The organism is Providencia sp. PROV269, from assembly GCF_028477785.1.
GTDB classification, from domain to species: Bacteria; Pseudomonadota; Gammaproteobacteria; order Enterobacterales; family Enterobacteriaceae; genus Providencia; species Providencia rettgeri.
This window is the reverse complement of the sequence record NZ_JAMPLV010000018.1, coordinates 1-22,244: the sequence shown is the minus strand read 5'-3', so window position 1 is coordinate 22,244 and position 22,244 is coordinate 1. Positions and strand designations below refer to the sequence as shown.

The window sequence follows — 22,244 nt, the reverse complement described above, 5'->3', positions numbered from 1 at the left end:
ACTCCTAATCATAACTTACCTGAAAGCGAATAATTGCCTGATAAGCTCCCGAACTTAAACCTGCTGTAGTGCGGATCGGGGTAACATAATAAGTCAATTGATTCTGTCCCGGAGAAACAAGCTCAGGAGTACTGTATTGCCCTATTGCAAGAGGATGATAAGAAGCATTACTCAATTGTAATGCAATTCCTTTCGCCCCCGTAACGGCCGCTAATTGTGGGTTTTGATTGTCTGCCGCAGCCAAAAAACGAATTTTCATCGCAGGCATATCAGGACTCCACAATAAGTTGCCGAGTTTATTACGATTACGACTTTCACCACTTAAACAATCTTCTAAACGCAGTTGTACCGCGACAGGGGTACCTGTTTGACCGACTTTCTGTAATTGCGCCGTGCCTAATGTCCCGAGTTCAATCGTTTGATATGCGGAGGACATCGCTAATCGGCAAGCACTTTCCGTTAAAGCCCCATGTACATACAATGTGCCATTAGCCCCATCGACATCCCAGTTATCCACTTTGTCAAGTTCAGTACTGAGGGCTGTGCTACTGAATAAGCACAATCCTAAACCGTACGCCATCATATAATGAGGTATCTTATTGGCTTCTTTCATGATGCTCTCCTGCGTTGAAATCTGCTTTAACGTCATCTTGTTTGAAGTTACTGTTTATCTGATACCACATGACAGCGATTATCTTGACAAGTAAACGTCAACGTTGGTCGCCCACCGTAGTCATTGATATAAGTAAGCACAGGCTGACTTCCTAAGGCTTTTGCACTCCCCCCCATCAGCAAACTGCTTTTAGGTGCAACCATCAACGGTTCAAATCCCGAGACCGTTTTTCCGTCTTTCACTGAAGCGGCATCAACAAGCGTTACAAAATATGGCGTTGGATTCTCTACACTGTATTGATCACCTTGACGAGTAAGTGTGATTTTTTCTTGCCATGGATTTTCCATCTGTTGGCGAGTTGGAATAATCGCTTTTGGGCGATAAAACAACTTAATTCGCGTTTGTAACGCCAACTGAAGTGTGTTGGGTTTATCACTCTTAGGTGGGATTTCACGTAAATTGAAATAATAAACGGACTCCCTGTCTTGCGGCAGTGACGCTACACTCGGCAGTGCTTGAATTTTTACTTGGCTTTTAGCGCCAGGCTCAACACGCTGAACGGGAGGTAATACCGTAAAGGGCTCCGTGATTTTTTCACCTTGGGCATTTTCAATCCAACCTTGTGCTAAATAAGGTAATTGCTTATTTTCATTACTGATATTTAAGCTAATGGATTTATCTTCACCCGTCATAATTGCACGAGTGCGATCTAAAGCGACTGCTGCTTGTGCGGAAGACAGTGTCGTAGATATCAACATCGCTCCAACCAAAAAAGTGGCAATAGGATGATGATTTCTTTTATTGATTTTATTGCTCTGTAACATATTCTTTTACCTTAGTATGAAGAAGAGATAAACCTCTTCAATCATGTCATTTTTATTTTCTTAACCAGCTCTTTGAGCTGACCAAATTTGGCTTATCCGATGCCCCAGAAGTTAATGAATGAGGCGTAGAGAATGACGGTAAACTTACCGCATCCGATTCAACAACCGTCTCAGTCTGCTCAAGAGGTAAGATGTCAGTCGCATGGCACGGTAATAACCAATTCGTTAACAATGTGTCGCTCTTCGGCAATATTTTAGGTAAGGTGATTTCACATTGTGCTTTATCATCCCAACGAACTTGTAACTTATCGTTAGGGTTGAGCCCCGTTAAATACGTACTCCCATCATCCCCTACCATTCCCACTTGTTGGCCTTTCACATTGAAAACTTGTGCCCCAAATGGGGGAACACTATTATCAGATAAACGCAATAAGGCCATTGCACTGTGCCCAGCCACAACATCGAACTGGCGGTAGCCAATAGCACCTTCTGTTAAAGTACCTTGCTTAATGGATTGTGATACCTGAGCATCTTCAGGTAATGTATTTAAATCGACACTGACTTGATTACGGTAATAACTGTTCACGTCTGTTAATACAGCCTGACCAAAATAGTTTGTTCGTATGGTTGAGCCATAACCTCGTAATGGAATATCAGGAACACCATCCGTATCAACAAAAATTCGAGTCCCCCCAAGCTGATTACCACGATGCATCACCACACCTTGCTTAATCGCCGTAAAACCACCTTGAAGTGATAAGCCAGCAGAACGATATCTATCTTGCTGATAAGTGGCATTTGCATTGATTTGAGCCAAATCAGCTTGATGCGTGTAATAACCACTCACTAACCCACCAGAACGAGACCATCCGGTACTTAATTGGTAATTAGTCCGTTCATCAAATCGGTCGTAATAACTAACTCGTTGAGAATTATCACGCTCATCCCAACTGCTGTTCATGCTAAGCGAACCACTCTCCCCCCAAGGCAATGAAAGGGAAAGGTAGGCGCCATCATCATTAGTCTGCCGATACCGATTTCGATAAGCCGTCAAGTTAACACTTAAATTTTTCCATTTACCGATATCAAAATAGCGCGCTAAAGACAGACTATAACGGTCATTATCAGGCTGATCCCAGTAGGTTTGATGGTAATAATTTATATAAGCACTGAGCCCCAACTCCGGAAATTGTTGGTTATAGGAAACCGTATACATTTCCTTACTGCTATACTGGCGGACACCCGTAGACTGTGCATTTAAGTACTCAGACATACTCATAAAACCTTGTTCAGCAAAGCGATATCCCGCAAATGTCACTTGGCTATTGTAGGCATCAAATCGTTTTGAATAGCTCAAACGATATGAATTACCGTGATACGTTTTATCACCGACTTCACTTAACCCTTTTAACCGTGAACGCGCATGGGTGATATCAAAAGACAGAGCGCCAAACATCATTAAATCTCGACCGATACCGACCGCTGCAGAAGCGTAATTCTCTGCAGCAACACCGCCACCATACAATGACCAGCCGTTATTGACTCCCCACGAAAACTCGCCGCTCGCAAATGTTTCACCATTCACTTGGTGGCGCCAATCAGTTGGGCGTCCAGCGGCAAGCTTATAACGCAATTGCCCAGGGCGAGTGAGGTAAGGAACACTGGCTGTATTCACTGTAAACGTTTGAATAGTTCCATCTTGTTCTTTAACTTCAACATTAATCTCACCGGATAGCGCATCATTTAAGTCTTGAATACGAAAAGGACCTGCAGCAACTTGCGTTTGATAAATAATACGGCCTTGCTGACTCACGATAACAGTAGCATTACTTTTGGCTACCCCCGTTATTTCGGGAGCATATCCCCGTAGATTTGGCGGTAACATATTGATGTCAGTGATCAAACTCAGCCCCGTAAATCGAAAGCTGTCAAAAATATCGGAAGCTAAATAATCTTCACCTAAGGTGAGTTTTGCTCCGAGAGATTTAATTGCACGATAGACATAATACCGCGTCCAATCTAATGAACGGGAAGTACCTTGACCTTGCTGCTTGTCTAAACGTAGTTGCCAATCCGCACGCATACGCCACACACCTAAATTCACACCCGCAACACCATTGCCGCTAACATTAGCATTTGTTCGTTGTCCGCCCCGAGTTTGCTGACCAACCTGAGCATTGAGGTTATAATCAAAAAGGGCGCCAGGTAATCCATCCTCCCAGCGAGCAGGCGGATCCCAGTTTTCGGCTGTATACTCCAAATAGGCTTGGGGTAAACTGATATACAAAGCAGAAGCGGCTAAATCCCCTTTAACTTCCGTACCCGGTAAGCTATCGAGTGATAAACACTGACCATCATGCCACCATTTTAATGTTGGCAATAAATCAGGTTTAAGCGCCAGTTGCTCAACTAACACAGGGCTTAAACAGGCAACGCTCTCATCTGGCTGGCCGTCGGGGACGTAATAAAATACGGTTTGTTCCGGTAATTGATGTTTATTTATAAAAATAGAAAAACGATATTCACCCGGCATTAAAAAGCCTGGACGTGAAAACTGGGCTAAATCAATATTTGCGCGGTCATTAACATCCAAAATATCCGTATTAAATTCAATCTGCTCAGCATAGCTGTTACAACTTAAGGACACAGCAACAAGCATTGCTGTCAACCGAGGACGGCTTATCCGTAACAACGGCATATGAATATAACCTAGGGCCATCATCTCGACCTTCTTATTTCTTTTTTTATTAATAAAATCATTTAGCTTTTAATTTTGATGCAAAACCAAGTGTGGATTTCGGCATCTAAAATCAATTAATGGATTATTCATAATCCAATTTAAAGCGTAATTGGCTGTAATACTGTCCTGAAACTAATGGAGCATGATTAGCCACCAACTTTAATTCATAAGCTAAATCATGGGAGCCCTGTGTTAATGTTTGAGGAGACAGAGCCTGTCCTGGAACAATAATTGCTCCGTCGTCATTGCGCTGAATTTGCAATCCGACACCTTTGGCTTGTCCATTCACACTAAATAATCCGCGTTGATGTGCACCATCAAAGGTGACTCTAAAGTATTGCCAATTAGGTTTATTTGGGTTTTGACGTTCAAGAACGCAATTAACTAACTTAATAACAAACGGATGTGTAGGTCCTTGTCCATCTCGACGGATATCACTGAGAGAGAGGCTGCCCATATTAATAGTCTGGTCACGACTCCCTACATCAATAGCGCAGGCCGTTTCAATGATACTGCCATTCATCTTTACTGAGCCTAACGCAGTGGCAGGGGAAATATCGATGAGGGCACAGATACTGAGACTCAATGAAAGCAGTTTACTGAGCGTTAAATATTTCATTGCTTCCTCTTCTACGCAGGCTTCCCTTTAAAATAAACCAGCAAAATGTCCTTTTTTGCTGGCTACTAAACAACAATTATTCGTATGACAGTGTAAAGTCAGCTACGGAGCTAAATTCACCTGCGGTAATCGTTTTAATATCACCGCCATTACCCATTAAATACGCAGAAAAACGCAGAGTATTATTGCCATCTTGAATATTTTGGAATGGTGTTGGTGTACCTAAAGTAATAATATTGCCTCTACCATTCGTAATTTGTACGCCAGCACCTGAACCAGTACCAACGATACCTAACGTTTTATTCGTATTATCAAATGAAGCTGCTGCACCACTAAATGTTAATTGAACGCCTTTTGTTAATGCTGTTACATCACAATTTTCTAAAGCAATATCAAAACTACGTGGACTAGATTTACCACCATCCACTAACGCCATATTTGATATTTGCCCCAACTCAACAGTTTGATCAATTGAATCTGGTGAAATAGAGCATGGTGCATCAATAATAGAGCCTTTAAAATTCACTTTTCCGTGCCCCATATCTGCAGCAAGTACAGAAGTGCTCATAGCACTAGAAACTAATGCTAATAAAAATAATTTTTTCATATATTCCTCAATGAATTATAAATAAACAACTTGATTTATTTCTATTACTACAAAATATTTCTTCTACTATAATTAATAAAAGTAGACAGTATCAGAAGCCGCTATCAATTTTTTCAACATTAATGCGTCATCAGAATTTGATTTTTCCATCTCAAGTAAAACATATTTAATTACTTTCTCAAATGGAACATTTAATGCTATTGATAAATTAAATAACATATCTACTGAGATTTTATTAATACCTCGTTCATATCGAGACATCTGTTGCTGTGAAACATTTAGTTTCTTTGCCAGTTCAGCGCCAGTCATTCCACACTCTCTTCTTATCTGTTTAATAACAACTCCACAGTAAGTTGAAACTTGATTATCCTGATTGTCGCACTGGCTATTAATTCTACTCTCTTCAAAATTCATATTAGTAATCTTTCCAATAAATGAAAATAATTACCAATTTAAAATTAGTAATTAAATATAATATCCGAAACGGACTTAGCTGAACGGGTACAATTATAAAGAGTGAACTTTTAAAAGCAAACTCCCACTCCTCGCACATTTACTTAAATATTTAAATGTTACAGTTTTTAATAATCAAAAAATTCACTTAAATATCATGCAATTAAAAAATAAAACCCATTTGTTTAAATTTTAAACAATCACAATTTGATAACATGACCATAGTGTTATAATTCAGCAAGCAAACAAAAAACAAAATTTTAACCTGAAATTAATATTTATTAATACTTTATATTAATATGTAATAAATAAATGAAAAACAATCATGATTTACGCCTTTTAAGTGTTGACAAAAAAGCAAAAATCTGAAAAATAAAAAAAATAATTATTAATTATCAAGCCATTACTAACAACTCTTCAAGCGAGTAAAATGAAATATTATCTAACATATTTTATATGTGAGTTGCTTTTTATCTTACACTCACCAATTTTTACATCATAAAATGACCACACATCATACTATTAATCCCCAACCATCACAGAATAAAAACTTAAATTATCACTATAGTTCATGGGTATATACACATAATAATATGTATTATCTATGCTTTAATGATAGTGGGTATATAATGAGTGATATGTATGAATTTTTTTGTAATTATTTAATCTGTCACAACTAAAAAAATAATATACGTTAAATGTAACCTCATCATATTAATATTTAACTTAAAAATTGCGCTCCCCCTCCCTTCAATCTTTACTATAAAGGAACGTATCAAAGCTCAATACACTAATAACTAAAGTGATAATTTACTAGGTTAGTATGTTTAATTGAATTTTACATTCATTCTCAATGTGATATATTTATAGAAAAACAAATCAAATAACTTATGAATATTTAATGATAAAAAAATCAAGCAAATTTTTAGTAACGTTTATAATAATATTATTAACAATTATTATACTTAACAACTTATTTAAAGGTGATTGGCATGATGTCCGCAATTACTTAGTTATGTCTTTTTTTTATTAAAAATCAACATATAAAATATCATTTTAAAACTTAACTCATCATAAGAATTTCAATATTAATAGTCACCTATAAATATCATATAAAATTAAATTAGCTATTCTTTAACCACCAATTAACATCATAACAATTGAATTTTTCTAGATCTCTATACTATTCACTCTGAATGCAAGTGAATTATTATCAACCCAAATAAATAATTATATTTAGTTGTTAATATATCCAAGAAGGAGCATTAATAAAAAAACTAGTTGAAACAAAAGATTAAAATACAAATTCCATTTATTAATGATTAGCATTTACAATTAAATCATTAATGTACAATTTAAATAATTCTTAAACAATAAATAAATTTCACTTTATAATCATCAGTAAACTAGTATTATAAAGACGAAAAAAACAAAGGAGATAAATAATGAAAAAGTTATTAATATCAGATTTAGCTGCAAGTAAACTTAAAGAACTAAGAGTATCACATGGATATAAAATTCACGACATGGCTATTAAATTAAATAAAAGTGATCAGCAACTATTTAGATATGAAAAAGGTGTAAATAAAATTGATTTAGATACTATAATTAATTACTTAGAGGTATTACAAGTAGATATTAATCATTTCTTTTCTGAATTAAATTCAGAAATTAAGAGGATGAAAAATCAAAGTGAGAGAAATGAATGCTATGTTAATGATTTCTTTCAAGTAGAATTATCTCACTGAAAAATAACTAGATAAATTTTAGTTTATGATCATGGAGCTGTTATCATTAACTGATAAATGACAGCTCCATGATATAGTCTCATGTATAAAGATATCCCCGCACCTCCTAGCAATAATTATTATCATTTTAAAATAAATTTACTCTAAAGAACTAGAAAATTATTAAATTGGCTACATTCTTATCTTTAATTAATTTACAAAATAATTAAAGATAAAGAATAAAAATAATTGTTTACTTACCAAAATAGACATTCAAAAATAAATTACGAACAAATAAAAAATATGAGTAAGCGTGAAGATATAAAGTTAACGTACTAAAGTAATTAAATTTAACCTTATGTATCAAAAATTTCAATTCAACATTATTTAAAAACTATTAAAAAATCTATTCATAATCTTTATAAAAAGATAATTTCATTTACTCTTACAAAAAGATTCAGAAAAATGCTCGCTAAACTCGTTAATAATTTTTAATGAGTTAAAAACAGCCCCATATTTTCTATATTTCGTTGTGTTTTTCTTACTAAGATTCCCCCATACTTTGAAGAAAAAACCATCAAAATTTTCATCTAAATAAAAGAGAGATAACAAAAAAGTGTCAAAGTTCATATAGCAAACACCTCTTTCATAACGAGAAATTTGCTGCTGAGACACCTTTAGCATTTTGGCAAGCTCTTTTCCTGTAATCCCTTTTGCCTTACGTAATCTATAGATCTCTCTTCCAATTTCATAGGCAAATTCTGATATAGGATAACTAATATTAACAAATTTTTTTTCTTCGGCACTATCCATGATTTAACTCATAAAGAAGTTGAATTAAAGACTCATATAAACAGATGTACTTATTAGTGACTTTTTATACATAATATACATAGAAGACACAAATCAAGATAAACAACTATAGTATCCATCAAAATCAAAATCAAACTTCAAAAAAAACCACTCATACAACATTAATATATTAACAGTACCATTCTTAACTTCAAAAAAACCAAATAAGACAGTAACTAAAGTAACTCATTAACTAAAAAACAATATAAAACAAACAAATAACAAAGAATATTAACCCAAAAACAATCAAAATAAAGAAAAAATAAAGAATAAACATCTGTATGTAATATTTTTTCATAATTAGACATAATAAAACTTATTCAAATACATCAATTTCTAATGCTCATAGCTCAATTACACATTTCAAGCAAAGCATAGAATAAATCATTACATATTGATTTTACTGGATTTTAACTAAAGAAAATTAACAAAGCTTCTATTGAGTCAAGATTTTTAGTACTATTTATAACCAGCTATATATAATAAATATTCACATTCAGAAAATGTAATATCATTAAAAAAATAACCCGCTATACTTCCCGTATATTTAGAGGCTAAATAATCATAAAACTTGATATGCCATTTAATGGACGTTTTATCGTTACACCTAAAGATTACACATAAAAATATCGAAGAATGACATAAAATAATTAATTAAAATCAATAAAATACTTCATACTGGATACATATGAACTCATATTTTAGTTTATGTGTTTTCTCTTTACTTGTTCTATCACCTTTTTTATTATCCAATTCTATTTAGATAATATGTTACATTCGATAACTAAAAATTGTATTGTTCTATAAAGCGCCACAAATACTCACACATAGAGTAAATTGTAACTGTATTAATTCAGCCATTTATCTCATTTGATACTTAGCTAACTCATGTCTCTTTAACTAACGATAGCTCCCTTTTAGTGAGTTAAAGCTGGCACATTAATATGAGAGAAAAAAATACCCCATATAGACTCTATTTTTCATACACTAATATTAATTAGTTATAACCATCGATGTTTGCTAGGCTGTATTATTCATAATTAGTCGGTAACATTCTGAATTAAATGCACTTTAAAGAAAGTCATATCGAAACCAATACTGAGAAATCAAATTGGGATTTTTATATTTCAAATACACTAGATCATAGCTAAGAACGGCAAATTACTTGAGTCATTAATACGGATAAAGTCGAAATTTATCATCAAATTAAGTATTTTTACTATGTTCAATCGCTAGATAAAGAACGCCTAATAAATAGCATATTTATGTTGTGTAGCCAGTTTTGAGTAAAAAAGCTCTATCTCATAACTTGATTGGCAACAAGTGTTCTACATACACACTAGTTAATGGGAGAAAATTATTGATCTTAAAATAAATACGTTTGACTGATCCCTTAGGTCTCCAGGGAGTTCGTATCACTTAAATTAGTGATAATCTTAATACTAGCTTTTAGACTAGTTCTTGAAGATAACATATTCGAGATATTAGGTCCTAAATGCAGAAAATGACGTTCCCCACAAGAAAAAATGGCCATTACTCAGCAAAGTTTTAAGTCAGGTATGAGTGTTTCCATGGTTGATCGACAACATGGTGTGATGGCAAGTCAGCTTTTCCTTTGACATAAACAGTATCAAGAACGAAGTCTGACCGCGGTGACAGCAAGTGAGCAGGCTGTTAGTGCCTCTTAGCTAGACTCAGCTATAAAGCAAATTAAAGAACTACAACAGTTGCTCAGCAAAAAAACAATGGAGAATTAACTTCTTAAAGAAGCAACCAGGTATGGCCGAGAAAAAAATTTGATAGTGCCCGTCCCCTTATTAATCGAGGATGGAAAAGAAGCCTAGTGACCGAACCTTATGTGTGTCACGAGTGCAGTTATACGTTTTAGTAAAACGAAAAAGTGATTGGAAAGACACGACCTCAAGATGGTAGCGATGCGCTTGCTCGTATACATAATGTTATTGGTAAGCTGCTTACGTATGGCTATCGCCGGGTCAGACCGATGTGACGTCGGCGATGTGAGAATGAAAATATCGCTCTAATTAATGACAAACATGTTTACAGTATCATGAAGTAGTCAGCATTATTGTTGGAACGTAAACCCGCAATCTCTGTCTAGAAACAAGTTCATACAACAAAAGTGGCGGTGAATGAAAGCAACCAACGTTGGTGTTCAGATAATTTTGAATTCCAATGTGATAATGGTATAAAACAGTGCGTCACGTTCGCTTTAGACTGTTGTGTTCGAAAAACAGTGCATTGGGCAGCTAGTACGAGAGGCTTTGACAGTGAAACCTTGTAAGATATCATGATAGGCGCAGTGGAGCATCGCTTCGGTAACGGGTTACCGACAAAGCCAGTAGAGTGGTTGTAGATAATATTTCAACATATCGAGCCCATGAAGCGCGGTGGTTCCCTAAACGAGTTGGTTTATCCGCTAGGCATACAGCGGTAGATAGTCTCCAAAGTAACGGTATTACAGAAAGCTTTATAAAAATCATGAAGAGAGATTACATAAGTTTAATGCCAAAGCCTAATAGATTAACTACAGTAAAGAATCTTACAGCAGCCTTCAAGCATTAGAATGAATGGTATTCTCACAGTTCTCTGAGTCATCGTTCTCAGCTAAAGTACATGCAGTGTCGAATTCATAATGAAATAAGTGATAAAAAGTTTCTGGAAATATAGGGTCAAATAAACCGTTTACAGCCCTTTTTAATAGCTATCTACCAACTCAGAAATAAGATATTCCATATGTCGCTAAAATACCAACATTATATCGTTGGCTACAGGTATTAAAGTATTCTTAGATTGCACAGACATGAAAAAATTTATGATTTAAATAAATCACCAAAAGTAGAACCGTACTTTTTTGTTCGAATCCCCCGATGGATCTGGTTAGAGAATTATATTTTATATTATCTTGTAACATATACTTACAATTGATTTATTCCTTTCTGTTTTTTTATATTCCTGAGTGAGCTCATCTATTTGTAAGTTATCTCATTGTGAAATATTATTTTTTGATTTAATTATTCCCTTCTTATTGCAAAGTGGAATAGTTCTAATTGAGAGTGATGTCACAGATATATTAATCAAAAAACTTATTTTATAAGTAAAAATAAATAATAAATAGGTACATTAAATGAAAAAAGTATTGGTTTCGTTATCGTTGGTAATTTCTACATCCCTATCCTATGCTGAAATTATTTCTGATGAAAAATTAAAGACATATTGGAGTGACCCTGAGGTTTCCACAAATACTATTGTGGATTCAATGACCCTAGAAGAACAAATTGGACAGCTATTGATGCCAGATTTTCGATATTGGGGCGTTGATAATAAGGGAAATAAAAAACCATTTATTCAATCAAATGAACAAATTGAAAATATCATTAAGAGATATCATTTAGGCTCAATCATCCTATTTAGAGAAAATTTAATTGATACGCCTCAAACAGTTAATTTGATTAATGCGCTACAAAAATCCAGAAGTAATCTTCCACTATTTATTAGTACTGACCAAGAAGGTGGATATGTTACTCGTTTGCGCGAAGGTACAGAGATGCCGGGAAATATGGCATTAGGGGCGACGCGTTCTCAAGGCTTAGCTGAACTAACAGGGATGATCCACGGATATGAATTATCTCATTTAGGTTTTAATTTTAATTTTGGTCCTGTTGTTGATGTTAATAATAATCAAAATAATCCTGTAATTGGCGTGCGCTCATATTCAGACAACCCTCAATTGGTAACTGAACTCGCTAATAGTTATATAATGGGGATACACAAATATCCTGTTCTTACGGCGATAAAACACTTTCCAGGTCATGGTAATGTCTCATCAGATACCCATTTTTCACTCCCTATCATTCCTATTGATGCAGCAACTTGGCGAAGTGTTGAGTTAGTCCCATTTAAAAATACAATCAACCACAGTGATGCAGTAATGACCGCGCATATTATTGTTCCTTCCTTAGACAATAATACAATAACGGCATTGAATGGAGAGGAAATTGGAACTCCAGCCACTTTATCTAAAGCGATCTTAACGGATATTTTACGTGATGAATTGAGCTTTAATGGGCTAATTATGACGGATGCCATGGATATGGGGGCAATTTCTAAAAATTTTGATGGCAATTGGGCTGTCAAACAAGCCATCTTAGCGGGTAATGATATTATCTTAATGCCATTAGAGCTTTCTAACCCTGAACATATAACAAAACTTGATGGACTTTATGACTATTTAAAGAAAGAAGCACAAACAAATAAAGAGCTGGAAAAGCGTATTAATGAATCAGCAAAACGTGTCGTTTTGACGAAATTAAAAAATAAAATTAGTGCAGATGAGAAAGATATAGCGCAGGCTAAAAAAATAGTAGCCTCGCCTTTCAATAAAAATATTGAAGATATGGTGACTGAAAATGCGATTACTTTAATTAAGAACGAAGGGGTTTTACCGTACTCACTTAAGGGTGATAACAACCTCATTATTTTTTCAGATGAAAAACCAAGAAATGAATTAATTAAAAAACATCTTGCGAATATTGCTAACCAGTCTGATATCAAAATTACCACCCAAGATCATGTCGTGAAAATGATGGCGGATGACCTTAGTGAAAATGAAATAGAAAAGATAATTAAGGGGCAGGATTTCGTTCTCCTAGCGACGTATAACCTTGCATTACAACCTAAAAATGCACAAAAAATAATTAATATTGCTAATAAAAATAATGTTCCACTTGTCGTTATTTCAACGCGAAATCCTTATGATATTGCGTATCTAGAAAACGTAAATGCAAATATTGCCATTTATGGTATCACTGGCTTCGATGTCACAAATAATGTGAGAAATAGTTTAGAGACTAATATTCGTGGTGGTTTAAATTCCTTACTTTCAACACCAACGCAAGGTGTTATCAATACTCCAAAAGGTAAGTTACCTGTCAATATAAAATCACCTGAGGACACTGATATTCTTTACCCTTATGGCCATGGTTTATCTTATTAAGATTAGTCCTTAATTTGAATGGAGATGCGTTATGTTTAAAAAAAGCTATTTATATATTGGACTAATGATGATCTTTACTTCCTCACAGTCAATAGCCGATGAGTTTGAAATAGATTATGACCAACAAATTATAAAATTGAACCAAAGAATTAATGAATTAGAAAAAAAGAAAAGTGATTTAGAGAAAAAAAATAAAGAGAAAATATGGAACGTAGAATCTTACCTTGGCACTGAGCAAGAAATTGATAGTGATGATAATTGGAAGTTTCTTAAAGGGAGTGTAGCGACATCTCCTTATTTTGGCGCTTTTATTTATCAAAATAACTCACTTTGGATGTATGATATTCAGGTTTTAAAAACGTATTTAGATAATAATTCTGAGTATGATAGGACTCGCTGGCAAGTTGGTGCTACTCGAACTTTTCCATTTACGTTTCATGATAAGCCTGGAAACTTTAAATTACGTCTTGGTTATCGTAATGATAATTGGCATTACGCATCCATCAGTAATCCAGCATTAGCCGCGCCTCAATATAAAGGGGATATTCGAAAAGGTGAAGAACGCCATGAAATATGGGTGAGGCCTCAATTCAATTACAAATATTCAGATAATATTAGTTTTAATGGAAGCTTATCATTTCGCTTTATTGACCGAAAACTCGACTATGCACGTGCAAAAGGTGAATACGGTGTTTATAAGCGCAATTGGAGCTCAATTGATGAGCATTTTATTGGCGGTACGTATACCTTTAATAAGAAAAATTCTTTGTGGGTGAATTACCTCTATATTGATGAAAATCTAATTAATACATTACATAATAATGAGCATTTTCTATGGGCAGTATATCGTTATCGATTTGATAATGGACTCATGATTATGCCTTATACTCGTTATGCACTAACAAAAGGAAAACAAAGTTTCCGTGATTCTAATAATCAGGAATTTCTTTTTAAAGAAAAAGACAGAAGCCGCTATGGCTTTCAATTGCTCTATCCTATCACAAATGGAACATCCATATTCTGGGATACGTACTATCGCCCCGAGGTTACATGGACAAAAGGAACTAAAGAAAATAATAATTTTTGGTTCTGGGCAATCGAATTACGCCATACTTTTTAGTATGTCACGAACCGTTGATTATTGGATATAGCGAGTTTTATTATGAAAAAAATTTTTTATTTTTTAACTTTTTTCCTGACAAGTGCATATAGTGTATTTGCGTTAGCAAATAATGAGCTAAGTAAAGATATTGTACTTGGAGTAGATAGAGAGGCCATTTATGGCCCACTCCTGAAAGGTAAAAAAGTCGCTTTAATGGTCAATCAGAGTTCTGTTAACAAAGATGAAAGGCATACCATAGATAAGTTGTTATCGGAACAAGAAAAATACACTTTTAAAGTAACTAAATTATTTTCTGTTGAACACGGCATTCGAGGAAACGAAGATGCTGGTTTTGGTGATAGTGACCATATTGATAGCCAAAGTGGGTTACCTATCGTTTCCCTGTATGGGCGAGATGATAAGGGGCGTTCACGAGCACACCCAACAGAAGAACAGTTACAAGATGTTGATATAGTTGTTTATGATCTACAGGATGTGGGTGTTCGTTTTTTCACCTATACGATTTCTATGCATCATCTACTCGAAAGCCTCCAAAAACATCATAAAGAATTTATGGTGTTTGATAGACCAAACCCACTGGGAGATATCGTTTATGGCCCCCTACTTGAAGAACAATTCATTTCAGGTATTGGTATGCATCCCATTCCTATGGTTCATGGCTTAACCTCGGGTGAGTTTGCATTAATGATAGTGAATGAGGGGTGGTTAACGGGTGGTGAAGATACTAATTGGAAAGCCCATGGCCAAGCCCAATATCAATTTCCTGCGGATAAACTTCATGTGATCCCGATGGATAATTATCGTCACGATATGCCATATCATCTACCTAGGATTCCATCTCCAAATTTGAGAACAGATTTATCGATAAAGCTCTATCCTTCATTAGCATTATTTGAAGCTACGAGTGTTAATATGGGACGTGGCTCTGATCATCCATTTGAACTATTGGGCTTTTCATCAGAAAAATTTTACGAAACTGCACGATATACTGTTGATATAAACCAAAAACAGTATGGATGGCCACAAGCTGGTAAACAGGTTTATGGAGAGTCATTGGTTCATCTCGATAAGGAGAATATTAAACCTACTGTCAGTTATTTTGTTAAATGGTGGTTTAAATTTAAAGAAAAAGGTTATCCTCTTGCCATTGACGCTGACAAAGAAGCTCAGTACTTAACCCATCAGGATGAGTATTTTGTTATTCGCCCTCTCTGGTTAGCTAAATTAGTTGGTAACCAAAAGCTTTTAACAATGCTGAATGAAGCAATCGAAAAAAAGCTTACTCAGGAGCAGACTATTATATGGATTGAACAGAGCTGGTGTGAAGAAAATCAAGCTTATTTAAAATTACGTGATAAATACAAACTATATTAATAGTCGATGATTAGGAATTTGGGTAGGCGGTTTTGAATAGGCTTGCTGAAAATAGTAAATTAGACCGCAATGTATATTATGGCTTTATCCAGTTGACGTGAAAAACCGGTCGATCACTTGCTGCAACCGCTCCTCAAATATGCTCTTCAATAATTCGATAGAGCCCAACTTTAAAACCGGCCACTTCGATTTATCTTCTTTGGTTTGCTGTGTTTTGTTCCAGAGTCAAAACTCAGCAATAAGCAAAAACTGGTGACATAACCACATTATCCATCCGAAATAGATATCGAATAATAACGTATATACGAATTTAATTAAGCTTGGTTTCGTACATCACTTATTACATCAGCACAAAACCGAACATTTTCGTGCACAAAGAAATTATTTTGAACTTCTAGTACCTACACCCAATACTGTATGCATAAGGCTCTGCCCTTATTATGGAGGGCTTCAACTCCCTACCTTTCTCTAATTAATCCATTATGTTATTGTGAGTATCCAACTTATTAGGGGCGACTAAAAATGATTGTAAGGACATGGCATGGTTGCGTACCTTCAGAGTATGCAGATGGTTTTGCTGATCACCTCCAGATAACCGGCGTTAAACATTCTCAAAGTATTAAAGGAAATCTTGGGGCGTTTGTAAAACGGGAACGTCAAGGAAACTGGGAGCATTTCTTCTTAGCAACTTATTGGGCTGACATTGAATCAATTAAAGCTTTTGCTGGTGATGATTATCATATTGCAGTGACGTACCTTGAAGATGATAAATTCTGTTTATTATCTGATCCATACGTTTTCCAGCATGAAGTTCAAGTTATATGCCCTCTTTGATATAAAAGCAGTCGTCTTACGGCTGCTTAAAACTCCATATCTAAATTACCATAGTAAAACATTACCGCTGTTTTGAATCGTTTTTGATTTCGATAACCTCTTGCTTTGATCCGCAATATCCGCTATCGAAAATGCTAGCTGAGCGTGGAGTTAATCACACGACAATCTATCGCTGGGTTCAACGTTATACGCCAGAAATAGAAAAGCGATTACGTGGTATTGGTGTAACCCGACGGACCTTTATTCAGTTTACGCAAAGTATCAAACCCTTGAATTTTACGCCAAGCACGTTTAGCTGATTTAAAACCGCCGTAGCAAAAATGAGTTTTTCTATTGGCGTGTGGTTGGATTCAGTCCGATTGTTAAGGGTTTTGATTTGCCGTTGTTGCACGTCAGCCAGAAGTTTCCCTTCTTTGATTCAACGAGTTATGGAGTGACCATAAGCACTATGCTTATCGGTGTTTAAGGCTTTTGGTTGCTGCTCGGAGCAATAAGGTTTTAATACGCGTTTTAGAAATTCATAGGCAGCATAACGGTTACGTTTGAGTAAAAAGTAAACACCCAGTGTATCTCCGTATTTATCTATCACACGGTAAAGGTAAAATCATTTTCCGTTCACTTTGGCGTAGGTTTCATCGAGCAGCCAAGAGAAAATAGCCCGAATGAATTAATATTTTTTTGAGTTTTTGACGGAGAATGGGGGCATATTCAATAAACCAACGATAAATCGTTAAACGGTGAACCGAAATCCCACTTTCAACTAGGATATCACCGACGTTCGTATAGCTTAACGGTGTGGAACCGTACCTACGTCAGCATCAAAGGATAATCGTGTAAGCAAAATAACTCATTTGCTGGCATAAGTTTATCCTAAGGCGATGAGCAATCGCCGTGAGTGTTTCTCACTTAGGTAATTTTTGCAATAAGCCCCGTGATATCTGCCGACAATATCAGTATTATCTATCGTCAGAACTTATATTATTATCACTGTATGTTGAGAAATCTGATGTATGCTAAAAACCCTTTTTCTTTAAAGTTACTCCATCCCAAATATGCCACTACATGGCTAGGGATTATAACTTTATATTTATTGGTTCAACTTCCTTACAAATGGCAAATTAAACTTGGTGGATTTCTGGGTGAAAATTCCAAGTATTTTATTAAAAGAAGAGTTTCAATAATAAAGAGAAACTTAGAATTATGTTTTCCAAATAAAAATGCCAAAGAAATTGACGCTCTAGTTATACAAAACTTAAGAGCGCTTGGTGTCGCATTATTTGAAACAGGAATAGCGTGGTTTTGGAGTGATAAAAAAATCAAAAAACTTTTTCAAGTCAAAGGGATATCTAACTATCAAGAAGCCTATGCCAAAAATAAAGGGGTCATTATCATCGGCGTTCACTTTATGTCATTAGAATTAGGAGGGAGGGTAATGGGGCTTTGCTCTCCAGTTAATGCGATGTATAGGCCACATAATAATAAGGCTATGGAATACATTCAAACAAAAGGACGTTGTAGATCAGGGAAAGGAATGATTAACCGTAAAAATTTAAGATTTATGGTACAAGAATTAAAAAAAGGACAAGCTATCTGGTTTGCTCCAGATCAAGATTTTGGTCGAAAAGGTACCGTTTTTGCCCCATTTTTTTCTGTTAAAAATACGTCAACATCTAAAGGACCCTCAACATTAGCCCAGTTATCTCATTCTCCAACGCTTACAGCCACATTAATTCGCAATAGTCATGGCATTCTCTATGATTTGGTACTGGGGAAAATAATAGAAAATTATCCTACAGGTGATGCACAGCAAGATGCAACGACAATTAATCATGTGCTAGAAAAAGAAATAATGAGAGCACCAGAACAGTACCTATGGGCACACCGACGATTTAAAACTAGACCTGCAGAAGAAAGGTCCTTATATCTCGGTTAATATTAAAGTGGATGATATATTGTTAATGCTGTTTATTTTGTCAGATATGTAAGCAAAAACAGTATTGACTTCAAATTTTTTTTGATAAATTTATCGCAACAGCAAAATGTAAGCTGTTAGTACAATAATTACGGAATAGCTAATTAACGCGATGATGTCAGGCTACGATTTTCTAGTGGGTTACAACTGCAATGGTTAGTAACTGAAGTAAAGCTACGGAACAAGAGTCTATATCGCGTAGGGAGAAATGTACCTGTTTAGTTTTTATAGAGAAATTTAATTTTAACGAAGTTTGTAGGAAATAAGTCACTCAGAAAAACCATATTGTAACAAGCAAGTACGTTTTTAATGCAGTATCAAAGTAATATTACGTTAGTAGTCATTAATGTTAAATGTAAAATATGCAGTACCGTAAAAGCCCTGACAGTTTTTATTTAATGTTAGGGCTTTTACTTTATATAAGAATATCTGATTTCAATTAATCGTATGGAAAATATAAAATTAACAGGTGATTTTCTTATGCAGTCGCTCAATCACGCTCTCGATAATTTAGGGGTTACTTCAGATGAGGCGATAAAAGCGCAACAACTTATTATTTGCGAGGGAATAGTTGGGACTTATGACGGACTCAGAAAAATCGCCGAAAAATATCGTGAAAAAAGAATTCCTCCAGATACCCTCAAAGGGCACTGTTGCTAATAAATAAATGCAGTTGAGCTTTCTCTCTCAAAGTGAATTATATCTTGTCGTTATAGAAAACAAAAAACTAGCTGTACTAGGCAGTATATTTTTATTTTCAACTTATTACTTTGCACTTCCACTGATGCAACATGAGCATACCTTAATGAGGCTATACCCTGAAGCTTTAGCGACTTCTATTGCCCGTATAGCATTAAGTAGGTTACCTAGACAGAAACGATTTGAAGTTATCGGCATTTGTTTGCACCCAATTTTGTGTATTTTGTAATTACCTTCGGGTTCCATCGTCGTCTGAATATAATAGTTCATACATCTCCACATTGACATTTCACAAAAGATTTATAACTTATGGACCGCCATCGAGGCATCGAACCTCGACTCTTAGTTTTGCTAAGACTAAATACTCTTCCAATTGAGTTAATGCCGGAATACATTTACATCCAGTAGACCAATGCGAGTGTCGCTAAAAGCAACCCTAAAATAGTTAATGCATTTTGCGTAAGTGATAAGATTCGTTGATAAAAGGTAGGTAAGTTCATAGGTAATCCCTTAGGAAATAAATCCTTTGGATACCACATCTATTTTTAAAATAAAAACTCGCAACGGCAAGATTTGCTTTTTATAGCAATGAGGTATGATGACTCACCTATTATAACACATAACTCACTCACAAGCGGATTATAATGATATATAAAATAAAAAAACCCGTATTTACGAGGTTTCATGAGCTATATGTTATTTAAGCTGACGTCATATTAGATTTACAGAAAATACATTTAGCGCCATATGGATTACTTTTTGAGACATCAAAGTGATAGCGTCTATACTGAGATCCCTTACAACAAGGACATCTCATATTAATATTGCCTTAAAGCGCCACCACATTGGCTGCTGCTGGACCTTTTGCGCCATTCTCTAATGAGAAGCTAACTTTTTGCCCATCATATAATGTTTTGAAATCATCACTTTGGATTGCAGAGAAGTGAACAAATACATCTTTGCTTCCATCTTGTGGGGAAATGAAACCAAAACCTTTCGATTCGTTAAACCATTTTACTAAACCAGTCATTGTATTAGACATAGAATTTCCTTTAATTTTTGATTGCCATAAGGCATAGATGAGGTTTGATTTTTATTTTTACTTATGGGAATTAATTAGAAGGAATTCGCAATGAAGAGGTATCTTAGATAACGCTAAATGGAGAACAACTTTAAACTGACTAACATAAATAGGCCTGTACTTCCAAACCAATAGGTTCATTAAGCCACACAATTTATAGGATAGCAAACCTTATTCCCGTTTTATTTAAAATCGGGCTCTTAAACGTAACAGTAAGTCTTATGTTTATGTTAGACATGCTGGCACCTGTCGCTAGGAAGGATTATGTAGATAGACGTCGTCGTCAAGTGCAAGGGGGCGCAAAAAGCCAAACAAGTAGGAAAATATAAAGGTCGTCCGATCAACAAAATATTACACCAAAAAATTAAAGGCCTGCTGAGGGAGAGAAAAAGTTATAGCCAGATAGAAAACCTGATAGGTTGCTCAAAACATACGATTTCAAAGATATCAAAATAGATGAAATCAGCGAAATAAATGACTTATCTATAAAACAATTATCCTCTTAACACCTTGGTATTACAGGGTTACGAGCAAACATTGGACTTTTCGATGAAATGGGCGTGCCCCCTAATAGCATTTACGATCCAGCAGACCCGATGGGAAAAATGTTCTTCAATGTGCTAGCGACCTTTGCCGAATTTGAAGGTGATTTAATACGTCTACGAACCCGAGAAGGGATGGCGATTACCCAAGCAAAATGAAAACTTAGAGGGAAATAACCGAAGTTGTCTGATAAACAACAAAAAGAGCTGTTTCGGATACATGAAACTGGGCAATATTCGATTAGTGATTTGGCTGAGTTATTTTCGGTCTCTCGACCAACAGTTTACCGTACTCTTTCACGAGGAAAAAAATGATCGACTTGACCATAAAGCAACGACAGCTAGCTAAGATAGTTCATGATTATACCTGCCAATTTCCGCTAACAGAAAGCGCAGATGCTGAACTCTTACAGGGATGTTATAACTATATGGAAGCATTTAAACAGGTAATGGATAGCACATCAAAAGTCCAGATGGATTACCTATGCCAACAATATCCAGGATATTATCGCTTTGCAAAATGGATGGAGCGACTCGCACAGAGGATTTGCTGATGGTGTTATTGAAGTCCCTAAAGATCATTGAAAAACAGATTTCGGAAATTTCGGCGGTTCCGGCGTAGAACCCCTAATATTTATAATAACGCGTAAAATAGGCTTCACTTAATGTATTTGCTGCTTGCGTGAGTGAGATTAAGTTAATGTCTTTCATTTGAGTTTCCTTACACCGCCATAAAATGATTATTTGGATGATTATATGCCATCTTCCCTAAATGAATAAGGTCGAAATGGCGATCTAAACCCCTCACTTTACAACTCAATATAAACCAGTTAAAAGTGACATAATGACACTTTTAACATGAAAAATAATACTCATGACTGGGTTTGAATTGAAACTATGGCGACGAGGAATGAATTGTGGTCAGGAACGCGCGGCTGAGGAACTGGGGGTAAGCGTGCGAAGCTATAAACGTTATGAAAAAGTGCAAAACATCGCTAAACTCATTGAGCTAGCGACGTTTGCGTTAAGCACAAAAATGAAAACGAAATAGGGCTAGACTACTGTAGGGAGATGAGTTCTTCACGGCTTAAACCGGTACTTTCAACAATTAGGTCAAGGCTAACCCCATTTTTAAGCAAGTTACGCGCCATATCCAGTTGACGCTGATGA

The 22,244-nt window shown here is 35.4% G+C and carries 17 protein-coding genes, 1 tRNA gene and 5 pseudogenes; 12 read left to right on the top strand and 11 right to left on the bottom strand.

Annotation, left to right across the window (positions count from 1 at the left end):
• Positions 1–4: 4 nt before the first annotated feature.
• From PR683_RS17985 to PR683_RS17960, 6 genes are all read right to left on the bottom strand, one after another.
• Positions 5–613, bottom strand: a complete 609-nt coding sequence (locus PR683_RS17985; protein WP_228367794.1) for a fimbrial protein — start codon at positions 611–613, stop codon at positions 5–7.
• A gap of 47 nt (positions 614–660) precedes the next feature.
• Entirely contained in the window at positions 661–1,437 is a 777-nt protein-coding gene (locus PR683_RS17980) for a fimbria/pilus periplasmic chaperone (protein ID WP_198634036.1), read from the bottom strand.
• Positions 1,438–1,489: 52 nt separating this feature from the next.
• Positions 1,490–4,159 (bottom strand): outer membrane usher protein, encoded by a 2,670-nt coding sequence (locus tag PR683_RS17975; protein ID WP_272518412.1) that lies wholly within the window; start codon positions 4,157–4,159, stop codon positions 1,490–1,492.
• A 100-nt stretch (positions 4,160–4,259) separates the two neighbouring features.
• Positions 4,260–4,796, bottom strand: coding sequence for a fimbrial protein (locus PR683_RS17970; protein WP_110592981.1), 537 nt, complete (start codon positions 4,794–4,796; stop codon positions 4,260–4,262).
• A gap of 76 nt (positions 4,797–4,872) precedes the next feature.
• A complete protein-coding gene (locus PR683_RS17965) occupies positions 4,873–5,403 on the bottom strand; it encodes a fimbrial protein (RefSeq protein WP_228367793.1) in 531 nt (176 codons plus the stop codon).
• A gap of 72 nt (positions 5,404–5,475) precedes the next feature.
• Positions 5,476–5,817, bottom strand: coding sequence for a helix-turn-helix domain-containing protein (locus tag PR683_RS17960; protein WP_228367792.1), 342 nt, complete (start codon positions 5,815–5,817; stop codon positions 5,476–5,478).
• Between the two features lie 1,484 nt (positions 5,818–7,301).
• Between PR683_RS17960 and PR683_RS17955 the strand changes: the two genes are divergently transcribed.
• The gene (locus PR683_RS17955) at positions 7,302–7,604 is read left to right on the top strand and encodes a helix-turn-helix domain-containing protein (RefSeq protein ID WP_110592978.1); all 303 of its coding nucleotides are present in this window, start codon (positions 7,302–7,304) and stop codon (positions 7,602–7,604) included.
• Between the two features lie 414 nt (positions 7,605–8,018).
• On the opposite strand, the gene PR683_RS17950 is transcribed toward PR683_RS17955, so the two are convergent.
• On the bottom strand, positions 8,019–8,396 hold the full coding sequence (locus PR683_RS17950) for a helix-turn-helix domain-containing protein (protein WP_228367791.1): 378 nt from the start codon (positions 8,394–8,396) through the stop codon (positions 8,019–8,021).
• A gap of 1,565 nt (positions 8,397–9,961) precedes the next feature.
• Here PR683_RS17950 and PR683_RS17945 point away from each other — a divergent pair.
• The 6 genes and pseudogenes from PR683_RS17945 to PR683_RS17920 all read left to right on the top strand — a co-directional run.
• Positions 9,962–11,123, top strand: a pseudogene (locus PR683_RS17945) (DDE-type integrase/transposase/recombinase).
• A gap of 457 nt (positions 11,124–11,580) precedes the next feature.
• Positions 11,581–13,449, top strand: a complete 1,869-nt coding sequence (locus tag PR683_RS17940) for a glycoside hydrolase family 3 protein (RefSeq protein WP_228367790.1) — start codon at positions 11,581–11,583, stop codon at positions 13,447–13,449.
• Between the two features lie 31 nt (positions 13,450–13,480).
• Positions 13,481–14,569, top strand: a complete 1,089-nt coding sequence (locus PR683_RS17935; protein WP_228367789.1) for a hypothetical protein — start codon at positions 13,481–13,483, stop codon at positions 14,567–14,569.
• 51 nt (positions 14,570–14,620) lie between these two features.
• A complete protein-coding gene (locus tag PR683_RS17930; RefSeq protein ID WP_419181788.1) occupies positions 14,621–15,946 on the top strand; it encodes an exo-beta-N-acetylmuramidase NamZ family protein in 1,326 nt (441 codons plus the stop codon).
• Between the two features lie 522 nt (positions 15,947–16,468).
• The gene (locus tag PR683_RS17925) at positions 16,469–16,780 is read left to right on the top strand and encodes a hypothetical protein (protein WP_228367787.1); all 312 of its coding nucleotides are present in this window, start codon (positions 16,469–16,471) and stop codon (positions 16,778–16,780) included.
• A 122-nt stretch (positions 16,781–16,902) separates the two neighbouring features.
• Positions 16,903–17,021 (top strand): annotated as a pseudogene (locus tag PR683_RS17920) (IS6 family transposase); the annotation flags it as partial.
• Here the strand turns inward: PR683_RS17920 and PR683_RS17915 are convergent.
• Positions 17,017–17,592: pseudogene (locus PR683_RS17915) on the bottom strand (IS6 family transposase); the annotation flags it as partial. The pseudogenes PR683_RS17920 and PR683_RS17915 overlap by 5 nt on opposite strands.
• Before the next feature lie 194 nt (positions 17,593–17,786).
• Here PR683_RS17915 and lpxL point away from each other — a divergent pair.
• Positions 17,787–18,713 (top strand): LpxL/LpxP family Kdo(2)-lipid IV(A) lauroyl/palmitoleoyl acyltransferase, encoded by a 927-nt coding sequence (lpxL, locus tag PR683_RS17910; RefSeq protein WP_228367786.1) that lies wholly within the window; start codon positions 17,787–17,789, stop codon positions 18,711–18,713.
• Between the two features lie 519 nt (positions 18,714–19,232).
• A complete protein-coding gene (locus PR683_RS17905; protein ID WP_228367785.1) occupies positions 19,233–19,412 on the top strand; it encodes a hypothetical protein in 180 nt (59 codons plus the stop codon).
• Between the two features lie 349 nt (positions 19,413–19,761).
• Here PR683_RS17905 and PR683_RS17900 read toward each other — a convergent pair.
• The 3 genes from PR683_RS17900 to cspE all read right to left on the bottom strand — a co-directional run bounded on the left by PR683_RS17900 (position 19,762) and on the right by cspE (position 20,493).
• A tRNA-OTHER gene (locus PR683_RS17900) sits at positions 19,762–19,839 on the bottom strand.
• 312 nt (positions 19,840–20,151) lie between these two features.
• Positions 20,152–20,268 (bottom strand): cold shock small protein YmcF, encoded by a 117-nt coding sequence (ymcF, locus tag PR683_RS17895; RefSeq protein WP_232799088.1) that lies wholly within the window; start codon positions 20,266–20,268, stop codon positions 20,152–20,154.
• Between the two features lie 12 nt (positions 20,269–20,280).
• Positions 20,281–20,493 carry a transcription antiterminator/RNA stability regulator CspE gene (gene cspE / locus PR683_RS17890; protein WP_110592971.1) on the bottom strand — a complete coding sequence of 71 codons (213 nt, stop codon included), beginning with the start codon at positions 20,491–20,493 and terminating at the stop codon, positions 20,281–20,283.
• Between the two features lie 611 nt (positions 20,494–21,104).
• Between cspE and PR683_RS17885 the strand changes: the two are divergent.
• From PR683_RS17885 to PR683_RS17875, 3 genes and pseudogenes are all read left to right on the top strand, one after another.
• A pseudogene (locus tag PR683_RS17885) lies at positions 21,105–21,389 on the top strand (helix-turn-helix domain-containing protein); the annotation flags it as partial.
• Positions 21,386–21,659: pseudogene (locus tag PR683_RS17880) on the top strand (arylsulfatase regulator). The pseudogenes PR683_RS17885 and PR683_RS17880, both read left to right, overlap by 4 nt.
• A 289-nt stretch (positions 21,660–21,948) precedes the next feature.
• A complete protein-coding gene (locus tag PR683_RS17875) occupies positions 21,949–22,125 on the top strand; it encodes a hypothetical protein (protein WP_272526671.1) in 177 nt (58 codons plus the stop codon).
• The last annotated feature ends 119 nt before the right edge of the window (positions 22,126–22,244 follow it).

Excerpts from the sequence above, each read along its gene's own strand:
- PR683_RS17925 (WP_228367787.1), top strand. The coding sequence starts at position 16,469 with ATGATTGTAAGGACATGGCATGGTTGCGTACCTTCAGAGTATGCAGAT.
- lpxL (WP_228367786.1), top strand. The coding sequence starts at position 17,787 with ATGTATGCTAAAAACCCTTTTTCTTTAAAGTTACTCCATCCCAAATAT.
- PR683_RS17980 (WP_198634036.1), bottom strand. The coding sequence starts at position 1,437 with ATGTTACAGAGCAATAAAATCAATAAAAGAAATCATCATCCTATTGCC.
- PR683_RS17960 (WP_228367792.1), bottom strand. The coding sequence starts at position 5,817 with ATGAATTTTGAAGAGAGTAGAATTAATAGCCAGTGCGACAATCAGGAT.
- PR683_RS17970 (WP_110592981.1), bottom strand. The coding sequence starts at position 4,796 with ATGAAATATTTAACGCTCAGTAAACTGCTTTCATTGAGTCTCAGTATC.
- ymcF (WP_232799088.1), bottom strand. The coding sequence starts at position 20,268 with ATGAGATGTCCTTGTTGTAAGGGATCTCAGTATAGACGCTATCACTTT.
- PR683_RS17875 (WP_272526671.1), top strand. The coding sequence starts at position 21,949 with ATGACTGGGTTTGAATTGAAACTATGGCGACGAGGAATGAATTGTGGT.
- PR683_RS17965 (WP_228367793.1), bottom strand. The coding sequence starts at position 5,403 with ATGAAAAAATTATTTTTATTAGCATTAGTTTCTAGTGCTATGAGCACT.
- cspE (WP_110592971.1), bottom strand. The coding sequence starts at position 20,493 with ATGTCTAATACAATGACTGGTTTAGTAAAATGGTTTAACGAATCGAAA.
- PR683_RS17935 (WP_228367789.1), top strand. The coding sequence starts at position 13,481 with ATGTTTAAAAAAAGCTATTTATATATTGGACTAATGATGATCTTTACT.
- PR683_RS17985 (WP_228367794.1), bottom strand. The coding sequence starts at position 613 with ATGAAAGAAGCCAATAAGATACCTCATTATATGATGGCGTACGGTTTA.
- PR683_RS17955 (WP_110592978.1), top strand. The coding sequence starts at position 7,302 with ATGAAAAAGTTATTAATATCAGATTTAGCTGCAAGTAAACTTAAAGAA.
- PR683_RS17940 (WP_228367790.1), top strand. The coding sequence starts at position 11,581 with ATGAAAAAAGTATTGGTTTCGTTATCGTTGGTAATTTCTACATCCCTA.
- PR683_RS17905 (WP_228367785.1), top strand. The coding sequence starts at position 19,233 with ATGCAGTCGCTCAATCACGCTCTCGATAATTTAGGGGTTACTTCAGAT.
- PR683_RS17975 (WP_272518412.1), bottom strand. The coding sequence starts at position 4,159 with ATGATGGCCCTAGGTTATATTCATATGCCGTTGTTACGGATAAGCCGT.
- PR683_RS17950 (WP_228367791.1), bottom strand. The coding sequence starts at position 8,396 with ATGGATAGTGCCGAAGAAAAAAAATTTGTTAATATTAGTTATCCTATA.